This is a genomic window from Variovorax paradoxus (assembly GCF_000834655.1).
Classification (GTDB): domain Bacteria; phylum Pseudomonadota; class Gammaproteobacteria; order Burkholderiales; family Burkholderiaceae_C; genus Variovorax; species Variovorax paradoxus_F.
Map to the genome: position 1 here is coordinate 87,041 of NZ_JXQQ01000058.1, position 20,560 is coordinate 107,600.

The following is a 20,560-nucleotide window of genomic DNA, read 5'->3' on the forward strand; positions in this document are numbered from 1 at the left end:
GGTCATGTTCCTTCAGCGATAGCTTTGATAGACGCGCGTGCTGCCATCGGCCAGCACGAGCAGCACGTCGTACGGATCGCGCTGGTCGCCATAGGCCGGGCCGTCCATGCCCGGCGAGCCGACCGGCATGCCCGGCACCGCGAGGCCGACAGCCTTGGGCTTTTCCTTCAGGAGGCGCTGCACTTCACGTGCGGGCACATGGCCCTCGATGGCGTAGCCGCCGATCTGGCCGGTGTGGCACGAGCCCAGCTTGGCCGGCACGCCCAGGCGGGTCCGCGCGGCGGTGTTGCCTTCGTCGTGCACCTTCGTGGCGAAGCCGTTCCTGTTCAGGTGCTTGACCCAGTCCTGGCAGCAGCCGCAGTTCGGGTCTTTCCAGATCTCGACCATCGGCGCCGCAGCGAAGGCAGTCAGCGGCAAGGTGGAAGCGAGCGCCAGCAGCGGGGCGGCGCGCTTCAAGAGGGTTCGTCTTTGCATGGTGAGCTCCTTGGTTCGTTCGTTCATTCAGGACTTCCGGGGTGAAGCGGCCAGCACGCGGACGCGGCCGGCCATGCCGAGTTCGAAGTGGTCTTTCACGAGGCACGCGAAGTCGAAGTCGCCGGCGCGGTTGAAGGTCCAGACCATCTCGCCGGTCTTGCCCGCGGGTACATGCACCATCCACGGATCGTCGTGTTCCATGTCCGGGTACTTCTTCATCATGGCCGCGTGATTCGCGATTTCCGCCTCGGTGCCGAGCACGAGCTCGTGCAGTTCCTTGCCCTTGTTCTTTAGGCGGAGGCGAACGGTATCGCCCTCGCGCACTTCGATCACCGACGGCGTGAAGGTCATGTCGTCGGCCATCGCGATGTCGATCGTGCGGCGCACGGCACCTGCCTTGCCCTCGATGCCCCAGGGCTTCTGCTCGGGCGCGAGCGTGGCCGCGCCCCTAGGTTTCGGCGCGTGCTTTTCATGGGCCTGCGATGCGGTCGCGGCGGCCGCGAGCGCGACGCAGAGGGCGATGCACTTGAAGGTCTTTTTCATGAGATGAGCTCCAAAAAACTGAAGTGAATGAGGTCAGTGGTTGTGCGCGCCCGAAGGCTTGCGCACGGTGGCGTCGGTGTTGCTGATCGGCGGGGGCGCATTGCGCGCGGCCGGTGGCACGGCGGCGCCGGGCACTTCGCGCGCCACCGTGCCGGCCGGGTGTTTGAACCAGCCCGGGTCCTTGTAGTCGCCCGGCTTCTGGTCGCGCCGCACCTTCAGCAGCGTGAACATGCCACCCATCTCGGCCGAGCCGAAGGGCCCGGCGCCGGTCATCATCGGCATCGTGTTGTCGGGAAGGGGCATCTCCATCCCGCCCATGTCGGCCATGCCCTTGTCGCCCATCACCATGTAGTCGGGCACGAGCTTCTTTATCTTCTCGGCCACGCCCTTGTGGTCCACGCCGATCATGGTCGGCACCTCGTGGCCCATGGGGCCCATGGTGTGGTGCGCCTTGTGGCAGTGCAGCGACCAGTCGCCTTCCTCGTCGGCGATGAATTCCATCTGCCGCATCTGGCCCACCGCCACGTCCACCGACACCTCGGGCCAGCGCGCGGTGCGCGGCACGGGGCCGCCATCGGTGCCGGTCACCTCGAACTCGTGGCCGTGGATGTGGATGGGGTGGTTGGTCATCGTGAGGTTGCCCACGCGGATGCGCACGCGGTCTCCCTTGCGCACATTGAGCGTGTCGATGCCCGGGAACACGCGGCTGTTGAAGCTCCAGATGTTGAAGTCCGTCATCGTGTTGACCTTGGGCGTCGCGCTGCCGGGCTCCACGTCGAAGCTGCCGAGCAGGAAGCAGAAGTCGCGCTGCACCGGCTCGATGAGCGGATGGCTTTCCTTCGGGTGCGTGACCCAGAAGCCCATCATTCCCATCGCCATCTGCACCATCTCGTCGGCGTGCGGGTGGTACATGAAGGTGCCGGGGCGGCGCGCGGTGAACTCGTAGACGAAGGTCTTGCCCGGCGGAATGTGCGGCTGCGTGATGCCGCCCACGCCGTCCATGCCGTTGGGCAGCCGCTGGCCGTGCCAGTGCACGGTCGTGTGCTCGGGCAGCTTGTTGGTCACGTAGATGCGCACGCGGTCGCCCTCGACCGCCTCGATGGTCGGGCCCGGCGACTGGCCGTTGTAGCCCCACATGTTGACCTTGAAGCCGGGCGCCATCTCGCGCACGACGGGTTCGGCGACGAGGTGGAATTCCTTGACGCCGGCGTTCATGCGCCAGGGAAGCGTCCAGCCGTTGAGCGTGACGACGGGGTTGTAGGGGCGTCCGTTCGGCGGCGCAAGCGGCGGCGCGGTGGCGGTCGAGCCCTGCGTCACCGGCTCGGGCAGCGCGGCCATCGAGACGCGGCTGACCGTGGTCGCGGCGACGGCGGTGGCAGCGCCTGCGAAGAAGTTGCGGCGGTTCATGTCAGTGCCCTCCCGCTGCGGGTGCATCGCCGGCTGCAGCAGTCTGCAGCGCCGTCATGCCGCCGGGCGAGCTGCCCGTGAGCACGAGCTGCAGGTCGGTGTCGGCCAGCCAGAAGTCGCGCTGCGCCTCGATGCCGGCATTAACGACGAGCATGCTCGCGCGGGTCTCGGCGAGCAGCTCCCACACGCTCGCGAGCATGCCGTTGTAGCGCAGCACCATTTCCTCGTTGACCTTCTTGCGCAGCGGCAGCACCTCGTCGCGGTAGCGGCGCGCCAATGCGTAGGCCGTGTTCCAGCCCCGCCAGGCTTCGCGCGCCTCGCTCGCGGCCAGTACGCCCACGTCGCGCACGCGCGCGGCTGACTGCATGTACTGCGCTTCGGCGCGGCCCGTGCGGGCCTGGCCCCAATCGAACAGCGGCAGCGGCAGGTCGAGCTCGAAGCCGCGCTGCGTCGAACGCGAGCGGTCGGCGTCGTTCTCGAAGGTGGTGTTGCGCACCGCGCCGATCTCCATGGCGTTGATGACACGGGTGGCGCGCGTGAGGCCGAGCGAGTCGGCCACCGCTGCGTTCCGCGCCTGCGCCGAACGCACGTCGAGCCGGTCGCGCAGCGCCAGCGCCTGCACGTCGCCGAGGTCGGGCGCGGACTTCGGCAGGGGCGGCAGTCGATCGGGCAGCGTGTAGCCGGCGCGCTCGCCGCCGAGGCCGAGCAGGCGGGTGAGTTGTTCGCGCGTGGCGACAGCCGTCTGCTCGGCGCGCGCGAGCTGCGCCGCGGCATCGGCCAGCAGCAGCTGCTCGCGCGTGCGCTGCAATGCGCTCCAGTTGCCGGCTTGTGCCATGCGGTGCGCAAGCTCGGCGCCGGCCTCCGCAGCGTCCTTCGCATCGCGCAGGTACGCCACGCTTTGCTGCGCCGACACCGCGCGCACCCACGCGCGGCGCGTGTCGGCGGCCAGCATCAGAACGCCCTGCGCGGCCTGCAGCTTCGCCGCCTCGTGCCGCTGGCCGGCCCAGCGGGCCTGCCACGGCAGCGTGACGAGCCCGATCACGTTGAAGCTCAGCATCCGCTCGAACTCGCGCCCGCGGCCTTGCGCGAGGCGGCTGAACGAGAGCACCGGGTTCGGCAGGCTCGCGGCCTGCACGCGGTCGGCGTCGCTCAGTTGCAGCGTGGCAAAGGCGTCCTGCACGCGCGGGCTGTTGACGAGCGCGATGCGTACGGCCGCCTCGGCATCGAGCGGCTTCGCAAGCCATGCATCGATGCTTTTTTGCGAGGCTTCGTCGGGCACGCGTTGCGCGGCGCTGCCCGCCATCAGCGGGTTGCCCGCGACCAGCGCCTGCACGTCGGCAGCGCCGCCGTCGGGCGAAAGGCTGGCACACCCGGCCAGTACCAGGGCGCTGGCGAGTGCAGCGGCGCGCTTGAACTGCGCGCTACGCCTTCGATAGCGAGGGGGGCCGGCAGGCTGCCGGCGAACAATGGGGTTCACGCTCGATCTCCATGAGCAATACGACCAACGCCGAGAGCCGGAAAAGGCTCACTGCGGACGGACTACGGGCAGGGAGATCAGGAAATGGGCGGCTTCAGGCCCAGCACGGGCTCTGCGCTCGCGAAGCGGGCCGCATGGGCCGCCGGTGGCGCTTGAGGCGCGCCGTGCACGATGTCGACGAGGGGTGTGCCACCAAGGGCCACGGTATGGCAGGCCTGGCAGACGGTGCAGGTGCCGCAGCCCTGGTGGTCGGTGCCATGGTCGCTGCTGCTGCCTTGGTCATGGTGCGCCATGGTTTCCATGCCGCTGTCGGCTGCTTCCATGGCTTCATGGCAATGCGCGTCTGCCGCTGCAAGAGCGGGGGAGGCCGGCGAGGCCTCCTGTGCGGCCATCGAAGAGGCCGGCAGCGCGTGCCGCACCATCTCCACCGCCATCGCATCGCCCAGCCAGCCGCGGATGGGCAGCAGGGCGATCATGAGGGCGAGCAGCAGGGTGCGCATGGGGCGGGATGATAAACCGGTGCCCTAAGACACCAGCTGGCCGCGGGCCTTGTCGACCCACACCTGCAGGTTGTCGAGCAGGTCCTTCTGGCTGAAGGAGCAGCTCTCTTCGCTGAAGAGCGCGCTCGATTCGAGCCGGTCGAGCAGGCTGAGCAAGACCTCGCCGTAGCGCGGCGGCAGGGCGCCCAGCAACTCGGTGCTGGCGCGGGCTTCGCTCGACAGCGTCGTGACCGATCCGCCGCCGCCGCGCAGCGCCTCGATGCGTGCGGCGACGGTGTCCAGCTGCCGTGCGGCGGTGCTCACGACGATGCCTTTGCGGAGGGAGGCGTGGACAGGCCGCGCTCGCGCATCAGGTCGCGCAGGACGTCGGGGTAGTCGGTGATGATGCCGTCCGCGCCCCAGTCCATCAGCCGCAGCATGTCGGCGCGCTGGTTCACGGTCCAGGGCAGCACCTTCATGCCGAGCTTCTGCGCTTCCTTGATGACGGCCGGCGTGAGGTCGGCGTAGGCCGGCGACCAGATCACCGGGCCGGCGCCCTGGCCCGCCGCGGCCTTCACCAGTTGCGGCACCGAGGCAAAGCCGGAGGCATCGAGCCCGGCGGTCCAGCGGCTGTCCTTCAGCGTGCGCGGCGTGCTGAGGTAGGCGCGCGGCAGCTGCGGCGCGAGCTGGCCGACGAGCGTCAGCGTGCGCCAGTCGAAGCTCTGGATGGTCACGCGGTCGGCCATCTTCGCCTTGTCGATCTCGGCGAGCAGCGCGCGCACCATGGGCTCGGGCGCGGCGGTTTCGTCGGGCTTGTTCGGATCGATCTTGGTTTCGATGTTGAAGTGCACCGTGGCCGCGGCCGCACCGCGCGCCTGCACCAGCGCGAACAGGGCGGCGAGCGTCGGAATGCGCTCCCCGTCGCGCGGCTGCTGCAGCGCGAACTGCTTGCCGTAGTTGCTCGTGGGGTTCAGGCGACCCACGTCGTAGGTCTGCAATTGCGCCAAGGTGAGCGAGCGCACGGCCGCGCCGCTCTTCGCCGGGAGCCAGTTACCGCCGGCATCGCGGGTGTGGTCGGGGTTGAGCGCGGTGTCGTGCGAGATCACGACCACGTTGTCGGCGGTGAGGCCGATGTCCAGCTCCAGCGTGTTCACGCCGAGGTCCATGGCGTTCGAGAACGCGGCCAGCGTGTTCTCCGGCGCGAGGCCGCGTCCGCCGCGGTGGGCCTGCAGGTCGAAGTGCTGCTTGGCGGTGGGAGCGATGGCGGCGCAGCCCGCGATGAGCAACGCGGCGACGAGCAGGGGGTATTTCATTTGAGCTGCACCTTGATGCCGTTGTCCTGCACGGTGATGTCACCGATCTCGTAGGTCTTGCGGCCCACGGTGAGCTCGTCGGCGGTAAAGCTGCGCAGCACCTGGCCCTGCAGCAGTTCCTGCGCGACCACCGCGCCGACCTTCTGCAGCCGCTCGGCATCGCGGCCCTCCACGCCCTGCAATTCGAGGCGTTCGGACCTGGGCTGGTCGAGCCGCAGCGTGCGCGTGGCCGCGTCGTAGCGCAGCGCGCTGCTCATCGACACGACCCCCTGCACCGGCGAGGCCGCCAGCAGCGGGCTCGCAATGGTCAGCGTGGCGGTGAGGGCCGCGCGGTTGGTGCCGGCATTCAGGCCCAGTTGCGGATCGCGCAGCCCGACCATGAAGATCTCGGCATACCGTTCGGCCACCGGAAAGCGCTTGGCGATCATCGTCTGCAGCTCGTCGCGGCTCGCGGTGTATTCGCTGGTGAAGAAGTTGAAACCGGCCAGCGCCGCGAACGGGGCCTGCAGGGCGGCCGTGCCGAGCAGGGCCTGCAGCATCCGGCGACGGGAGGTGAGGGACGGAGGGCGGAGGTTCATAGGGGTGCCGAGCTTGCCACAGGCCGATGCGTTCCCGCCAGCGCCGCTGTGGCGCCAGCGCCTGTCGGACAGTCAGCCGTCGATGCGCAATTCATAGCGGGCAAACGATCTGGCTTCCTTCTGGATGACGCTGTGCAGCACGAAGCCGAAGCCCTCGTACAGCGTGCGCAGCGCCTGCCGGTCCGCCACGCAGTCGAGCCGCAGGTACGGGCGGCCCAGGCTGCGGGTGCGTTCGCGCGCGAAGGCCAGGAGGGCAGTAGACACGCCCCTGCCGCCCCACGACCTGCGCACCGCCAGCTTGTGCACGAACGCGGAGCTTCCGGGTTCGATCTCCGGCCAGAAGAAGGGATCCTCCATGTCGATCCGCACCACGCCGGCCACGTCCCCGTCCTCGCGCGCGATGAAATAGCGGCCGGCATCGGTGTCGCGCTGCACCCGTTCGAGGCCGACATCGGTGGCCGACCACAGCGGCCGCCCCTCGGTGGAGAGCCATTGGGCGGCTTCGTTCAGGACGGCGGCGACCGTGGCCGCTTCGGTGGGGAGGGCTTGCTCGATGTGCATCGCAGGCGATCTTAATCAGGCCTGCGCGGCGCGGACCACGTGAAAGCCTTCCGCCTCCGCGGGCGCGACGAAGTGGCGCGTGATCAGGTCGAACTGCGCATCCGTCGTCTCGAAGGGATGCTCGCCGCTTGCATTGCGTGCGCGAAGCCGGGCCTTGCAGATGGCGTCCGGCACATCCAGGAAATGGAGCCGGTGCGCCACGCCCGCCTTCTCGAAGATGCCGCGCGCCCAGGCCCGGCTGCTCACCGTGTTGGCGGGGAAGTCGAGCACCACCGACACGCCGGCCTCCAGCAGCGCGACGACGTGATCCGCCATGGCCTGCTTGAGCCGGGTCGAGGCCCGCACGTAATCGGGCAGCGCGACGATCTCCCCGGGGTACAGCGCGGCGAGCCACGCGTCCTCGCTGATGAGCACCGTGGCCGGCGCCTCTGCCAGGCGCCGGGTGAGCGTCGACTTGCCGGCGCCGATCTTGCCGCAGACCATGTGGAGCATGGGATTCATTGCTTTTCTCCTGTGACTTGGAACAAAAAACCCAGGAGGCAAAAAAGAAACCCGCCTCGTGGGGCGGGTTGCATGGCGTGAAACTCGTCTGGATCGCGCGCTAACCCACCATCTTTTCGATGGTGCGAATAATCGACACGTTCCGCAGGCTGGCCATGGGCAGAGGATAGCCGAGGGCAGCCGGGGGCGAAACCCTCAATCGTGCAGCGATGAAAGAAACTGCTTCAGCTCCGCCGTCTGCGGATTCCCGAACAGCTCCGCCGGCGGCCCCATCTCGTGCACGCGCCCCTGGTGCATGAAGATCACCCGGTCGCTCACCTTGCGCGCGAAGCTCATCTCGTGCGTCACCATGAGAAGCGTCATGCCCTCGTCGGCCAGCGACTCCACCACGCGCAGCACCTCGCCCACCAGTTCGGGGTCGAGCGCCGAGGTGATCTCGTCGCACAGCAGCACGGCCGGCTCCATTGCCAGCGCACGGGCGATCGCCACGCGCTGCTGCTGGCCGCCCGAAAGCTGGTCGGGCATGGCATCGAACTTCTCGGCGAGGCCCACGCGCTCCAGGAGCCTGCGCGCCTGCGATGCGGCTTCCAGCGAGGCACGCTTCTTCACCAGCGTGGGCGCGAGCATCACGTTCTTGCCCACGGTGAGATGCGGAAAAAGATTGAAGCTCTGGAAGATCATTCCCACGCGCTGGCGCAGCTCGCGCATCGCCATCGCGCTCTCGTGCAGCAGCGGCTTGCCGTCGACGGTGAGCGAGCCTTCCTGGAACACCTCCAGCCCGTTGATGCAGCGCAGGAGCGTGCTCTTGCCCGAGCCGCTCTTGCCGATGATGGCGATCACCTCGCCGCGCTTGACGTCCAGGTCGATGCCCTTCAACACCTCGTTGGTGCCGTAGGACTTGCGCAGCGCCGTGATGCGCACGATAGGCGCGGCGAATGTGTTGGCGGATTCGGGTTTGGCTGAATCAAGCACGGCGGCCATGGGTCTTCCTCTCGAGGTTCTTGGCGTACAGGCTCACAGGAAAGCACAGCACGAAGTAAAGCAGCGCCACGCAGCTGAACACCACGAAGGGCTGGAAGGTGGCGTTCGAAATCATGCTGCCGGCCTTGGTGAGTTCGACGAAGCCGATCACCGAGGCGAGCGCCGTGCCCTTGATCACCTGCACCAGGAAGCCGACCGTCGGCGCGATCGCGATCTTCACGGCCTGCGGCAGGATCACATGGCGCATCTGCTCGCCGAAGCTCAGGGCAAGGCTGCCCGAGGCTTCCCACTGGCCCTTGGGAATGGAGGCCACGCAGCCGCGCCAGATCTCGGTGAGAAAGGCGCTGGTGTAGAGCGTGAGCGCCACGCTCGCGGCGGTCCATGCCGACACGTCGATGCCGAACAGCGCGATGCCGAAGTACGCGAGAAACAGCTGCATCAGCAGCGGCGTACCCTGGAAAAGCTGCACGTAGAGGCCGACCGCTTTGCCCGCGATCTTGCCGCCGCGCAGCCGCAGGAACAGCAGCAACCCGCCCACGATGCCGCCGCCGATGAAGGCGATCAGCGAGAGCACCACGGTCCAGCGCAGCGCCATCAGCAGGTTGCGCAGGATGTCCCACAGGGAAAAATCACTCATGGCGAGGGGCTCCTGTTTTCATCGGCCGAAGAAGAACTTCGGCCCCGCCCAGTTGAGCAGCCGCCGCAGCGCCACCGACAGCGCCAGGTAGATGAGCGTGGCGATGATGAAGGCCTCGAACGCGCGGAAGTTGCGGCTCTGGATCAGGTTGGCCGCGTAGCTAAGTTCCTCGGTCGAGATCTGGCCGCACACCGCCGAGCCCAGCATCACGATGATGATCTGGCTCACCATCGAGGGCCACACCTTCTTGAGCGCGGGCGGCAGCACCACGCGCAGGAAGACCTGCGCGCGGCTGAGTGCCAGGCTCACGGCCGCTTCGATCTGCCCCTTGGGCGTGGCCTCGATGCCCGCACGGATGATCTCGGTGGAGTAAGCGCCCAGGTTCATCACCATCGCGATCACCGATGCCACCTCGGGCGAGAGCTTCACGCCCGCGGCCGGCAGCCCGAAGAAGATGAAGAACAGCTGCACGATGAAAGGCGTGTTGCGGATCAGCTCCACATACGTGCCCACGATGGCGCGCAGCCATGCAGGGCCGCCCGAGCGCGCCCAGGCGCACAGCGTGCCCACGATCATGCCGAGCACGGTGCCGATGGCGGTGAGGCCCACGGTCCACGCCACGCCGCGCAGCAGCAGCGGCCATTCGGCGAGCACCGCGCCAAAGTCAAACTCGATGTTCATGGCCGCGTGATTCGTTCAAACCGGCAGGTCGCCGGCTGCCTTGCCCAGCCACTTTTTCGACATGGCGTCCAGCGTGCCGTCCTTCTTGGCCGCGGAGATGATCTCGTTGACCTTGGTCTTCAGTGCGGTTTCGCCCTTGGCGATGCCGACGAAGCAGGGGCTGTCTTTCAGCAGCAGCTTGAACTCGGCGCTCACCTTCGGGTTCTTGGCGAGCATGTCGCCGGCGACCGCCGCGCTGGTCGCGAGGGTCTGCGTCTGGCCGGCCACGAAGGCCGCGATGGTGGCGTTGTTGTCCTCGAAGCGGCGGTAGTCGACATTCGCCGGGGCCACCTTGTTCAGCTCCTGGTCTTCCATGGCGCCGCGCGTCACGGCAACGGTCTTGCCGGCCATGTCGGCGAAGTTGGTGAGCTTCATGCTCTTGGCGGCGTACACCGCCTGGAAGAAGGGTGCGTAGGCCGAGGAGAAGTCGATCACCTTCTCGCGCTCGGGGTTCTTGCCGAGCGTGGAGATCACCAGGTCGGCCTTGCGCGTCTGCAGGTACGGAATGCGGTTGGCGCTGGTCACGGGCACCAGCTCCACCTTCACGCCCAGCTTGGCGGCGATGAGCTCGGCCATCTCCACGTCGAGGCCCTGCGGCTTCATGTTCTTGTCGACCGAGCCGTACGGCGGGTAGTCGGTCGGCACGGCGATCTTGATGGTCTTGGCCTTGAGCACGTTGTCCAGTGCATTCTGGGCGTGGGCGCCGCCGGCCGTGGCCAGCAGGGCGGCGGAGGCGAATGCGAGGGCGAGGTGGCGTTTCGATGCAGAGAAAGTCATAGCAGGGCTCCTAGGTAAGTCGATGAATCGGTGTCGTCTGGGGAAGGCGCGGCCTTGCGGCGCCTGGGTTTGGCTGACGCGGCCGCCGTGTTCTGCAGCGGCGCGAGTGCATCGCGCAGTTGCGCGAGCGGATCGGTGGGCACCTGCACGCGCAGCGCCGACTGCACGGTGCCGATGTGCGCGGCCATGAGCGCTTCGGCGCCGGCGTGGTCGCCGCGCTCCAGCGCCGCGACGATCTGCACGTGGTCTTCGCACGACTGCACCGCGTCGTGCGTGCTCTGGTAGAGCATGGCGATGAGCGTGGTGCGCGCGGTGAAATCGCGCAGCGTGTCGGCCAGCAGCGTGTTGCCCAGGCATTCGGCCAGGCACACGTGGAAATCGCCGAGCAGGAAGCTGCGGTTGCCGACGTCGCTCTCTTTCAGTGCCGCCTTTTCACGCTGAAGGTGCGCCTTCAATTGGCGCAGCGCACTCTTGTCGAGCTTGCCGCTGCTGCCCGCGCTGCGGATGAGGCCCAGCTCGATGACGCGGCGCGCCTCGAAGGCCTCGCGCGCTTCTTCCTGCGAAGGCTCGATCACGAACCAGCCGCGCCGCGCGCTCACGGTGACGATGCCGCGCGCCGCCAGCCGGGTGAGGGCCTCGCGCACGATGGTGCGGCTGCAGTCGAAGAGCATGGCCAGTTGTTGCTCGCCCAGGCGCGCGCCCGGCGCGAGCTTCTGCGCCATCACCGCCTCGACGATGCGTGCACTGATTTCGGATGCGGATGTAGACATTCGCCTGCATACCAGCAGCTTTTGTGCCAACTGGTATGCAAGCGATGTGCACCGAATTGGATCGGTGCATTGCCCTGCCGGTGCGCGCCAGGGTCGCCGATCGTGCGTGGCCAGGGCCCACGCACCGAATGCCGTCGCGGCGTGCGGCCACGCCGCGCCGAGCCCGCGCGCTCAGTCCATCCGCGCGCCCGACGCCTTCACCGCCTTGTCCCAGCGCGGCGTTTCCGTCGCGAGGAAGCGCGCGAAGTCCTCGTTGCCGAGGTAGGCCGGGTCTGCGCCCTGGCTCACCATGCGCTCGCGCACCTCGGGGCTGGTGAGCACCTGCCTGAAGGCATCGCTGAGTTTGGCGACCACGTCTTTCGGCGTGTCCTTGGGCGCGAGGAAGCCGTAGAAGCCCACCACCTCGAAGCCCTTGACGCCCGACTCGATGACCGTCGGCACATCGGGCAGCGCGGGGTTGCGCTCGCGGCTGGTCACGGCCAGTGCGCGCACCTTGCCCTGCTTGTGATAGTTGGCCGCCTGCGGAATCGATTCCGCCATGAACTGCACCTGCCCGCCCATGAGATCGGTGAAGGCCGGCGCGCTGCCGCGGTAGGGGATGTGGACCATGAAGATGCCGGTGGCGGTCTTGAACATCTCGGGCACGAGGTGGCTGATGCCGCCGTTGCCCGCCGAGCCGTAGTTGACCTGGCCGGGCCGAGCCTTGGCGTAGTCGATGAACTGCTTGAGGTTCTGCACCGGCAGCTTCGGCGTGATCAGCAGCGCGAGCGGCTGCATGGCCGTGCGCGCGATCGGCACGAAGTCGCGCTGCGTGTCGTAGGGCAGCTTGCTGTAGAGCGCACCGTTGATCACCGCCACGCCGGTGTTGGCCAGCATCAGCGTGTAGCCGTCGGCCGGGCTCTTGGCCACCGCGTCGGCACCGACCGAGCCGCCCGCGCCGGGCTTGTAGTCGACGATCAGCGGCTGGCCGAGCACGGCCTGCAGCTTGTCGGTCAAGAGGCGCGCATGCTGGTCGAGCGGGCCGCCGGCCGGAAAGCCGATGACGACCTTGATCGGCTTGTCGGGGTAGGCCGCCATGGCGGCCGTGGTGCCGAACGCGCCGAGCGCGAAAGAAAGGACCGCCAGCGCGGTCCGGGTGGGCTTGTTCATGATCCGTCTCCTTGTTGTGGAGACGATCATAAGCAGCGCGCTCAGCTGGCCAGCGTGGCCTTCAGCGTGATCTCGGGCACGCTCGCGAGCGCCTTGGACAGCGGGCAGCCGGCCTTGGCGGCGGCCGCGATTTCCTGGAACTTCGCTTCGTCCAGGTTGGGCACTGCAGCATCGAGTTCGAGCTGGATGCGGTCGATCTTGAAACCCGCGCCGTCCTTGGCCAGCCGCACGGCCGCCTTGGTGTCGATGCGCGTGGCCGTCAGGCCCGCTGCTTCCAGCGCGAAGGCGAAGGCCATCGTGAAGCAGGCCGCATGGGCCGCGCCGACGATCTCCTCGGGGTTGGTGCCGCGCTTGTCGTCCTCGAAGCGGCTCGCGAAGCCGTAGGGGTAGTCCTTGAGGGCGCCGGTCTCGGTGCTGATCTGGCCTTTGCCGGTCTTGCCGGCGCCTTCCCAGTGAACGCTTGCGTGCTTGTCTGCTGCCATGGAAATTCCTTCGGTTGGGGTGGGTGGATGGGGTGGTTCGAGAGAGAACTGGAGGTATCGCCGCTAAAGCCCCGCCTGTCTGTAGTCGCAGGCCGCATCGCGCATCCCCCATCGGCAGGGCGGCGCGCGGTGTCAGCCGCCGTGCGCGCCCGCGGTGCTGAGCTTCAACTGCCCCCGCACTTCGCCTGCGGGCCAGGCCGACGTCGATACGCTCACGTACCAGAGGCCGGCCAGGAGATCGGCCACCTGCGCCTGCGTGAGCTTGCTGGTGCCGGTGAGCTCGTAGCCGGCGTCGGGGCCCGTGCCGTGCTGTACGCCTTGGCTCTGCGGCGGCAGCTCGATGGCCAACGGGCCGTTGCTGCCCCTGGCGGCAGGGCCGTAGAAGCCTGCGAGCGTGGCCGGCCCGCTCAGGCGCGCGTAATTCACGCGCCATTTGAAGACGCCGGTGGCCAGCGTCAGCGTTCCGAACATGGAGCCGCCGGCCTTGCCGGCGTGGCGCGGCACCACGTCCTCGGTACCGAGCCAGCAGTCGATGGGCACCCACTCCGGCGGCGTGCGCGGCACGGTCGTCGGGTTGTCCTGGGGTCCGAACCTGGAGACCAGCGCGCAGCCAGAGGCGGACAGCGCGGCGCCCAGGAGGAGGAATCGTCGTCGGCGTGTTTTTCGTGCGGATTCGGGCATGCCAGTCAGGACCGGGCAGCGGGCACCTGGCCCGGGGCCCGCACGATAGCCGATGCCGCTGCATACGAAAAAAGGGCGTCGCCAAGGTGACGCTCCGGGGGCTTCCCCGATGGGAGGCGCGGGCCGGGCCGCTTAGGCTGGCGTGCCGTTGCCTTTTCCCGGCTCCCCCGTTTCTGTTTCCTTTCCCCGCCTGTTCTCACCATGCAACAACGCCCGCATTACAAGTTCTGGCCCAAGCGCCTGCCGCATTCGCTCACCGTTCCCGCCACCTCGCTCTGGCACAACCTGGCGACCTCGGCCGCCCGCTATCCCGACAAGGCCGCACTCGTGTTCTTCGGCCGCGTGATGAGCTACCGCGAGCTGGCCGACCAGGTCGAGCGGCTGGCCGGCACGCTGCATGCGCTGGGCGTGCAGCGCGGTGACCGCGTGGTGCTGAACATGCAGAACTGCCCGCAGCTTGTGGTCGCGCACTTCGCGATCCTGAGGGCCAATGCGGTGGTGGTGCCGGTCAACCCGATGAACCGGGCCGAGGAGCTCAAGCACTACATCGTCGACCCCGACGCCAAGGTGGCGCTCACCACGGGCGACCTGGCCGCCGAACTGGTCAAGGCCAGCGATGCGCTGCCGGCCGAGCAGCGGCTCGCGCACATCATCGTGACCCAGTTCACCGACGCCTTCGACGCCGACGTTTCCGGCGACGATGCCCCGGCCCCCGCATGGAGCGCCTGGCTCGGCACCCGCCACCCGCTGCCCGCGCTCGCCGGCGGCCAGGTATTGGCATGGACCGACGCGCTCGAAGCCGGCCACCCGGCCCCCGCGCACGTGGTGGGTGCCAACGACATGGCGCTGCTGCCCTACACCAGCGGCACCACCGGCTTGCCCAAGGGCTGCGTGCACCACCATTCGAGCCTGATGCACAACGCCTTCTCGGGCCAGCTCTGGGGCCACGCGACATCGGAGGCGGTGGTGCTGGCCGTGGTCCCCATGTTCCACATCACGGGCGTGGTGAGCATGCTGCACACCTCGATCCTCGCCGCGGCCACGCTGGTCATCATGCCGCGCTGGGACCGCGACGTGGCCGGCCGGCTCATCTCGCGCTGGAAGGTCACGAGCTGGACCAACATCCCGACCATGGTGATCGACCTCATGGCCAGCCCCAACTTCGCAAGCTACGACCTCTCGAGCATGACCCACATCGGCGGCGGCGGCGCCGCGATGCCGCAGGCCGTGGCGCAGCGCCTCTTCGAGCAGTACGGCCTGAAGTACCAGGAGGGCTACGGCCTCACCGAGACGGCCGCGCCCTCGCACACCAACCCTTCGGAAAACCCCAAGCAACAGTGCCTGGGCATCCCGTTCATGAGCACCGACGCGCGCGTGGTCGATCCCGACACGCTGGTGGAAATGCCCATCGGCGAATCGGGCGAGATCATCATCCACGGCCCCGAGGTGTTCCAGGGCTACTGGAAGCGCCCCGACGCCACCCGGGCCGCCTTCGTCGAGTTCGAGGGCAAGCGCTTCTTCCGCTCGGGCGACATGGGCCGCATGGACGAGGACGGCTACTTCTTCATGACCGACCGCCTGAAACGCATGATCAACGCGAGCGGCTTCAAGGTGTGGCCCGCCGAGGTCGAGCTGCTGATGTTCCGCCACCCCGCGATCCAGGAGGCGTGCGTCATCTCGACCAAGGACGACTACCGCGGCGAATCGGTCAAGGCGGTGGTGGTGCTGCGCCCGACGCACAAGGACACGACCGAGCAGGAAATCATCGACTGGTGCCGCGAGAACATGGCGGTCTACAAGATCCCGCGCAAGGTGCAGTTCGTGGATGCGCTGCCCAAGAGCGGGAGCGGCAAGGTGATGTGGCGGCTGTTGCAGGAAGACGAAAACAAATGATTCGGCCGGCTGGCGCGGGCGCTTCGCATCGAGAATCCTGCCTCTCCGGTTTTTCTCTTCGCAACGCGTCCGTTCCATTCCTGCATGCGCTTTCGCCCGTCTCTTCTCTTCGTTCCCCTCGTTCTCTTTTCCTTTCCACTGCTCGCCCAGGCCGAACCCCGCACCTGCCTCATCGTCGGCGTGACCGACGGCGACACGCTCACCGCGCGCTGCGGCCACATCGGGTCTTACGAACAGGTCAAGGTGCGCATCGCCGCCATCGACGCGCCTGAAAAAAAGCAGCCCTACGGCCAGCGAAGCCGGCAGGCGCTGAGCCGCCTCTGCTACGCCGAGAAGGCCGTCATCACCGAGCGCGACACCGACCGCTATGGCCGCACCGTGGCCGATGTGTCATGCCACGGCGAGGACGCCGGCAGCCGCATGGTGTCGGGCGGCTGGGCGTGGGTCTACGACTACCACAAGATCGCGACCAAACGCGGCGGCGGGCTCTTCAGGCTGCAGGACAGCGCCCGCGCGCAGCGCCTGGGACTGTGGGCCGATGCAGAGCCGGTGCCGCCCTGGGACTGGCGCAAGAGCCAGCGCGAATCGCATTGGAGCGACCACCTTTTCTGATCCGCCGGGACCTGACGCGCAAGACGAGGGCGGTACTCAGCAGGCGCCGCCGCTCCAGCAGCGCAGCGAGGGCATGAACAGCCCCGCGACGAAGGTGATCGCGCAGAACACCAGCAGGATCAGCGCCGCCATCCGCAGCCCCTCTGCGTTCCAGCGCGGCGCGAAACCGCTGATGAAGCCCGAGGCCCACGTGCCTTCGATCCGCTCCGCGCCGCCCCAGCGCAGCACCCAGACGAGGAAGAGCGCTTCGACGGCATGAATGGCGATCCACCAGATCAGCGACATGGCCTTGGCGCCTGTTTCAGGATTCGCTCTTGCCCTGGACGTCGGCCACCACGCGCGCATTGCGCTGGAAGCTCCAGTACGCGCCCGCCCAGTCCATCATGACGACGATGCGGTTGCGAAAACCGATGAGGAAATACGCGTGCGCGAATAGCCAGAACAGCCACGCGAGCCGGCCGCTGAAGCGCAGCGGGCCGAAGGGGGTGCCCAGGTCCACCACCGCCGAGTTGCGGCCGATGGTCGCGAGGTTGCCGTAGTCCGCATAGCGGAACGGCACGGTCGGCTGGCCCGCGATGCGGCGCAGGATGTTCGAGGCCGCGGCGCGGCCCATCTGCTTGGCGCCGGGCGACACACCGGGCACGGGCTTGGGCGGCTTGCCGGGCGCGTGGCTCATGGCGGCCGCGAGGTCGCCCACTACGCTGATTTCGGGGTGGCCCGCCAGGCTCAGGTCGGGCTCGACCTTGATGCGGCCCGCGCGGTCGCATTCGACGCCGGTGGCCGTGCCCAGCATGCGGCCCAGCGGCGAGGCCGCGACGCCCGCGGCCCAGACCACGCAGCTGCTATCGATTCGGTAGCTCGCGACCGAGGCGCCATCCGCACCGCCGCCGGTCTGCACTTCGAGCCCGCTGGCGTCGATGGCGGTGACGCGCGCATTCAGCCGCACTTCGACGCCGAGCTTTTCAAGTTGCTCGAGCGCCTTCTGGCTCAGCGATTCAGGCATGGCCTGCAACACGCGCGGGCCGCCTTCCACGAGCAGCACCTGGGAGCTGCCGGGGTCGATGTGGCGGAACTCGCCCGAGAGCGTGTGCTTGGCGATTTCGGCCAGTGTGCCGGCCATCTCGACGCCGGTCGGGCCCGCGCCGATCACCACGAAGGTGAGCAGGGCGCGGCGGCGGGCGGGGTCTGTGGTGGTCTCTGCGGTCTCGAACGACAGCAGCACGCGGCGGCGGATCTCGAAGGCATCGGCCAGCGTCTTCAGGCCCGGCGCGACCGGCGCCCATTCGTCATGCCCGAAATAGCTGTGCGTGGCGCCTGCGGCGACGATCAGGTGGTCGTAGGGCACGCTGGCGCCGCTGGCCAGCTGCACGGTGCGGCCGACGGGGTCGATGGCGCTCACTTCGCCCAGCAGCGTGGTGATGTTGGGTTGCTTTCGAAACAGCGCACGCACCGGCGCCGCGATGGAGGGCGCTGCGAGCCCGGCGGTCGCCACCTGGTAGAGCAGTGGCTGGAACAGGTGGTGGTTGGTCTTGTCGATGACGGTGACATCGACGTCGGCGCGCTGCAGCTTGCGTGCGGCCTCGAGTCCGCCGAATCCGCAGCCGACGATGACGACTCTGGGCCTGGCCGGAGGGTTGTTCGTTTGCATCGAACGGATGATACGCAGCCGTCCTGCACACCCCGCCGTCTTGTGCCACAGTGGCTGCCCGTCGAACTTCCGGCGGCGGCCCTGCGGCGTTTTGTCCTACGGACGGCGCCGACCCGCATGGGCTAAAACTTGTTGCTGACCCGACTGGAGACCCCATGACGCTTTCCCGGCCGATCACACAGGCGGCGAGCACACTGCGCGACAGATTCCGCGACGTGCGCGCCACGACCCTGGCCCTGGCCGCCCCTCTTTCCGCCGAAGACCAGTGCATCCAGTCGATGCCCGATGCGAGCCCGACCAAGTGGCATCTGGCGCACACGACCTGGTTCTTCGAGACGGTGCTCCTGCAACCGCATGCCCAGGGTTACCAGCCCTTCGATCCGCGATTCCATTACCTCTTCAATTCGTACTACGAGGCGCTCGGGCCGCGGCATCCGCGCCCGCATCGCGGCCTGCTCACGCGGCCCTCGGTGGACGAAGTGCATGCGTACCGGCGGCATGTGGACGAGGCGGTGCTGGCGCTGCTGGAAGGTGGTGTCGATGAAAAGGACTGGGTGGCGATCGAGCCCATCGTCACGCTCGGCCTGCACCACGAGCAGCAGCACCAGGAACTGCTGCTCACCGACATCCTGCACGCCCTCTCGTGCAACCCGCTGCTGCCGGCGTACAAGCTGGCGAGCGGTCCCGCGTTGCGGCTTGCCGCCGTGCCTTCTGCGGTGCGCTGGCTCCCGCAGCACGGCGGGATCGCCGAGGTGGGGCATGCGGGGCAGGACTTTTCCTTCGACAACGAAACGCCGCGCCACAAGGCGCTGCTGCAGCCGTATGCGATTGCCGACCGGCTGGTGAATTGCGGCGACTATGCGCAATTCATTGCCGACGGCGGCTACCAGCGGGCCGAGCTCTGGCTGTCCGACGGATGGGCCGCTGTGCAGGCGAACGGCTGGCGCCATCCGGCGTACTGGCTCGCAGCCGACGATCCGCGCCTGGGCCTCGGAACGCATCAGCAGCCGCAGCAAGGCGCTGCCGGATGGCATGTGTTCGGCCTGCATGGCGTGCGGCCGATGGAAGCCGATGCGCCCGTGTCGCAACTGAGTTTCTATGAAGCCGCCGCGTACGCCGAATGGGCAGGCGCGCGGTTGCCGACCGAGTTCGAATGGGAAGCCGCGTTCGATGCACCCGGCATCACCCAGATGACCGGCCATGTCTGGCAATGGACGCGTTCGTCGTACGACCCGTACCCGGGCTTTCGCCCAATGCCCGGCATCGCAGCCGAATACAACGGCAAGTTCATGGTGGGGCAACTGGTGCTGCGAGGCGGCAGCGTGGCCACGCCGGCCGGGCATGCGCGGCCGAGCTATCGCAATTTCTTTCCGCCGGCAGCGCGCTGGCAATTCTCGGGGCTGCGGCTCGCGAAAGACCTTTGATCATGCGCAATCCAACTTCCTCTTCGTCACTATCTTCCTTCGTTGCCTCGAAGGCGGAGAAGACACCGCGCTCGCCGGCACCCGTCGTGCCGCTGTCCGAATTCGGACGCGAGATGCAGGCAGGTCTTGCGCGCACGCCGCGCAGCATTTCGCCCAAGTTCTTCTACGACGTGGCGGGTTCGCAGCTGTTCGACCGCATCTGCGATTTGCCCGAGTACTACCCGACGCGCACGGAGCTTCGCATCCTGGGCGAATGTGCGGGCGAGATCGCCGAGCAGATCGGCCCGAACGCGGAGATCGTGGAGTTCGGCGCGGGGTCGCTCACGAAGGTGCGCCTCCTGCTCGATGCGCTCGAGACGCCCAAGCGCTACTTGCCGATCGACATTTCGGGGGAGCACCTGGAGGCAGCTGCGGAGCGGTTGAAGGCGGACTATCCGGCGCTCGTGGTGCAGCCCATTGCCGCCGACTACACGATGCCCCTGGTGCTGCCTGCGCCGATGGCGGGGTCAGGTCGCCGTGTCGGATTCTTTCCGGGCTCGACGATCGGCAATTTCGAGCCCGAAGAGGCGCTGGCTTTCCTGCAGCTCGCGGCGCGGATGCTGCGTGGGGGCGGGCTGCTGATCGGGGTCGATCTGGTGAAGGCGCCGGAGCGGTTGCATGCGGCTTACAACGATGCGCAAGGGGTGACTGCGGACTTCAACCTGAACCTGCTGCGTCGTGCGAATACCGAGCTGGATGCGGACTTCGATCTGGACGGGTTTGCGCATGCGGCGTTCTATAACGCGCCTCGGCAGCGGATCGAGATGCACCTCGTGAGCCGCCGGGCTCAGAGCGTGTCTCTGAACGGGGAACGGTTCGGGTTCGAGGAGGGCGAGACCATTCATACCGAGTACTCGCACAAGTTCACGGTGGATGGGCTTCGGGCGCTGGCTGTGCGGGCCGGGTTTCGGCCTGGGGCTGTTTGGACGGATCCTGAGAGGCTCTTCAGCGTTCATTGGTTGGCTGCTTAGTTTTGGGTCCGGGGCCGGGTCTCGCCCCGGCGGGCGACTTACTTTCTTTTGCTTCGCCAAAAGAAAGTAAGCAAAGAAAAGGCGACCCCGCTGTCTGCGACCCTCCGCTTCGCTGCGGGCAACCTGCGGTGCTCGCGTTTCGCGGGGTCTCGCAGAACTCGCTTCGCTCAGACAGCTGCGAGCCCTTGTCCGCGAAACGCTGCGCTCCTCGGCGCAGCCAGAGGGGATTAGGAAACCTACAGGCCATTGCTGCGCTCGGCTCGAGCTCGGGCCATTGCTTCGCTCGGCCACTGTGCCCCCACCCCAACCCTCCCCCGGAAGGGGAGGGAGAAAGACGGGACATGCGACACGGGTTTGATGCATTGCTCCTTCCCCTCCCGGGGGAAGGCTGGGATGGGGGCATGACGGCGCTCGCTACACGGCAGCGCCCAAAAAGAGCGCCG

The 20,560-nt window shown here is 67.8% G+C and carries 24 protein-coding genes; 4 read left to right on the forward strand and 20 right to left on the reverse strand.

Features of this window, described 5'->3' with window-relative positions:
- Nucleotides 1–12 precede the first annotated feature (12 nt).
- From RT97_RS22775 to RT97_RS22860, 18 genes are all read right to left on the reverse strand, one after another.
- Complete coding sequence (locus RT97_RS22775; RefSeq protein WP_042581132.1) at nucleotides 13–474, reverse strand: DUF411 domain-containing protein; 462 nt, start codon at nucleotides 472–474, stop codon at nucleotides 13–15.
- A gap of 27 nt (nucleotides 475–501) precedes the next feature.
- A complete protein-coding gene (locus tag RT97_RS22780) occupies nucleotides 502–1,017 on the reverse strand; it encodes a cupredoxin domain-containing protein (protein WP_042581104.1) in 516 nt (171 codons plus the stop codon).
- A 33-nt stretch (nucleotides 1,018–1,050) separates the two neighbouring features.
- Nucleotides 1,051–2,424, reverse strand: a complete 1,374-nt coding sequence (locus RT97_RS22785) for a multicopper oxidase family protein (protein ID WP_042581105.1) — start codon at nucleotides 2,422–2,424, stop codon at nucleotides 1,051–1,053.
- Between the two features lies 1 nt (nucleotide 2,425).
- Entirely contained in the window at nucleotides 2,426–3,901 is a 1,476-nt protein-coding gene (locus tag RT97_RS22790) for a TolC family protein (RefSeq protein WP_052810724.1), read from the reverse strand.
- A 77-nt stretch (nucleotides 3,902–3,978) separates the two neighbouring features.
- Nucleotides 3,979–4,401, reverse strand: a complete 423-nt coding sequence (locus RT97_RS22795) for a hypothetical protein (protein WP_042581106.1) — start codon at nucleotides 4,399–4,401, stop codon at nucleotides 3,979–3,981.
- A gap of 24 nt (nucleotides 4,402–4,425) precedes the next feature.
- Nucleotides 4,426–4,704 carry a hypothetical protein gene (locus RT97_RS22800; RefSeq protein ID WP_042581107.1) on the reverse strand — a complete coding sequence of 93 codons (279 nt, stop codon included), beginning with the start codon at nucleotides 4,702–4,704 and terminating at the stop codon, nucleotides 4,426–4,428.
- The gene (locus RT97_RS22805) at nucleotides 4,701–5,693 is read right to left on the reverse strand and encodes a glycerophosphodiester phosphodiesterase (RefSeq protein ID WP_042581108.1); all 993 of its coding nucleotides are present in this window, start codon (nucleotides 5,691–5,693) and stop codon (nucleotides 4,701–4,703) included. The genes RT97_RS22800 and RT97_RS22805 overlap by 4 nt, the downstream gene beginning before the upstream one ends.
- Nucleotides 5,690–6,271 (reverse strand): DUF1439 domain-containing protein, encoded by a 582-nt coding sequence (locus RT97_RS22810; RefSeq protein ID WP_042581109.1) that lies wholly within the window; start codon nucleotides 6,269–6,271, stop codon nucleotides 5,690–5,692. The genes RT97_RS22805 and RT97_RS22810 overlap by 4 nt, the downstream gene beginning before the upstream one ends.
- A 72-nt stretch (nucleotides 6,272–6,343) precedes the next feature.
- Complete coding sequence (locus RT97_RS22815; RefSeq protein ID WP_042581110.1) at nucleotides 6,344–6,832, reverse strand: GNAT family N-acetyltransferase; 489 nt, start codon at nucleotides 6,830–6,832, stop codon at nucleotides 6,344–6,346.
- 15 nt (nucleotides 6,833–6,847) lie between these two features.
- Nucleotides 6,848–7,333, reverse strand: coding sequence for an AAA family ATPase (locus RT97_RS22820; protein WP_042581111.1), 486 nt, complete (start codon nucleotides 7,331–7,333; stop codon nucleotides 6,848–6,850).
- Between the two features lie 195 nt (nucleotides 7,334–7,528).
- Nucleotides 7,529–8,314, reverse strand: coding sequence for an amino acid ABC transporter ATP-binding protein (locus tag RT97_RS22825; RefSeq protein WP_042581112.1), 786 nt, complete (start codon nucleotides 8,312–8,314; stop codon nucleotides 7,529–7,531).
- On the reverse strand, nucleotides 8,298–8,951 hold the full coding sequence (locus RT97_RS22830) for an amino acid ABC transporter permease (RefSeq protein WP_042581113.1): 654 nt from the start codon (nucleotides 8,949–8,951) through the stop codon (nucleotides 8,298–8,300). The genes RT97_RS22825 and RT97_RS22830 overlap by 17 nt, the downstream gene beginning before the upstream one ends.
- Before the next feature lie 18 nt (nucleotides 8,952–8,969).
- Nucleotides 8,970–9,632, reverse strand: a complete 663-nt coding sequence (locus tag RT97_RS22835; protein ID WP_042581114.1) for an amino acid ABC transporter permease — start codon at nucleotides 9,630–9,632, stop codon at nucleotides 8,970–8,972.
- A 15-nt stretch (nucleotides 9,633–9,647) separates the two neighbouring features.
- Nucleotides 9,648–10,448: a transporter substrate-binding domain-containing protein gene (locus tag RT97_RS22840; RefSeq protein WP_042581115.1), complete on the reverse strand. Its 801-nt coding sequence runs from the start codon at nucleotides 10,446–10,448 to the stop codon at nucleotides 9,648–9,650.
- Nucleotides 10,445–11,218: a GntR family transcriptional regulator gene (locus RT97_RS22845; protein ID WP_042581116.1), complete on the reverse strand. Its 774-nt coding sequence runs from the start codon at nucleotides 11,216–11,218 to the stop codon at nucleotides 10,445–10,447. The genes RT97_RS22840 and RT97_RS22845 overlap by 4 nt, the downstream gene beginning before the upstream one ends.
- Before the next feature lie 171 nt (nucleotides 11,219–11,389).
- Nucleotides 11,390–12,367 carry a Bug family tripartite tricarboxylate transporter substrate binding protein gene (locus RT97_RS22850; protein ID WP_042581117.1) on the reverse strand — a complete coding sequence of 326 codons (978 nt, stop codon included), beginning with the start codon at nucleotides 12,365–12,367 and terminating at the stop codon, nucleotides 11,390–11,392.
- 41 nt (nucleotides 12,368–12,408) lie between these two features.
- Nucleotides 12,409–12,849 (reverse strand): OsmC family protein, encoded by a 441-nt coding sequence (locus RT97_RS22855; RefSeq protein ID WP_013542608.1) that lies wholly within the window; start codon nucleotides 12,847–12,849, stop codon nucleotides 12,409–12,411.
- 132 nt (nucleotides 12,850–12,981) lie between these two features.
- Entirely contained in the window at nucleotides 12,982–13,530 is a 549-nt protein-coding gene (locus RT97_RS22860; protein WP_080898390.1) for a CHRD domain-containing protein, read from the reverse strand.
- 201 nt (nucleotides 13,531–13,731) lie between these two features.
- Between RT97_RS22860 and RT97_RS22865 the strand changes: the two genes are divergently transcribed.
- Together RT97_RS22865 and RT97_RS22870 are read left to right on the forward strand one after the other, a co-directional pair.
- Entirely contained in the window at nucleotides 13,732–15,423 is a 1,692-nt protein-coding gene (locus RT97_RS22865; protein WP_042581118.1) for a long-chain fatty acid--CoA ligase, read from the forward strand.
- Nucleotides 15,424–15,507: 84 nt separating this feature from the next.
- Nucleotides 15,508–16,035, forward strand: coding sequence for a thermonuclease family protein (locus RT97_RS22870; RefSeq protein WP_042581119.1), 528 nt, complete (start codon nucleotides 15,508–15,510; stop codon nucleotides 16,033–16,035).
- Between the two features lie 36 nt (nucleotides 16,036–16,071).
- Here RT97_RS22870 and RT97_RS22875 read toward each other — a convergent pair whose 3' ends face one another.
- Together RT97_RS22875 and RT97_RS22880 are read right to left on the reverse strand one after the other, a co-directional pair.
- The gene (locus tag RT97_RS22875) at nucleotides 16,072–16,320 is read right to left on the reverse strand and encodes a hypothetical protein (protein WP_042581120.1); all 249 of its coding nucleotides are present in this window, start codon (nucleotides 16,318–16,320) and stop codon (nucleotides 16,072–16,074) included.
- Nucleotides 16,321–16,336: 16 nt separating this feature from the next.
- The gene (locus tag RT97_RS22880; RefSeq protein WP_042581121.1) at nucleotides 16,337–17,683 is read right to left on the reverse strand and encodes an NAD(P)/FAD-dependent oxidoreductase; all 1,347 of its coding nucleotides are present in this window, start codon (nucleotides 17,681–17,683) and stop codon (nucleotides 16,337–16,339) included.
- A 155-nt stretch (nucleotides 17,684–17,838) separates the two neighbouring features.
- On the opposite strand from RT97_RS22880, the gene egtB reads away from it, so the two are divergent.
- Entirely contained in the window at nucleotides 17,839–19,107 is a 1,269-nt protein-coding gene (gene egtB, locus RT97_RS22885; RefSeq protein ID WP_042581122.1) for an ergothioneine biosynthesis protein EgtB, read from the forward strand.
- A 2-nt stretch (nucleotides 19,108–19,109) separates the two neighbouring features.
- On the forward strand, nucleotides 19,110–20,117 hold the full coding sequence (egtD, locus tag RT97_RS22890; RefSeq protein WP_042581123.1) for an L-histidine N(alpha)-methyltransferase: 1,008 nt from the start codon (nucleotides 19,110–19,112) through the stop codon (nucleotides 20,115–20,117).
- Nucleotides 20,118–20,560 lie beyond the last annotated feature (443 nt).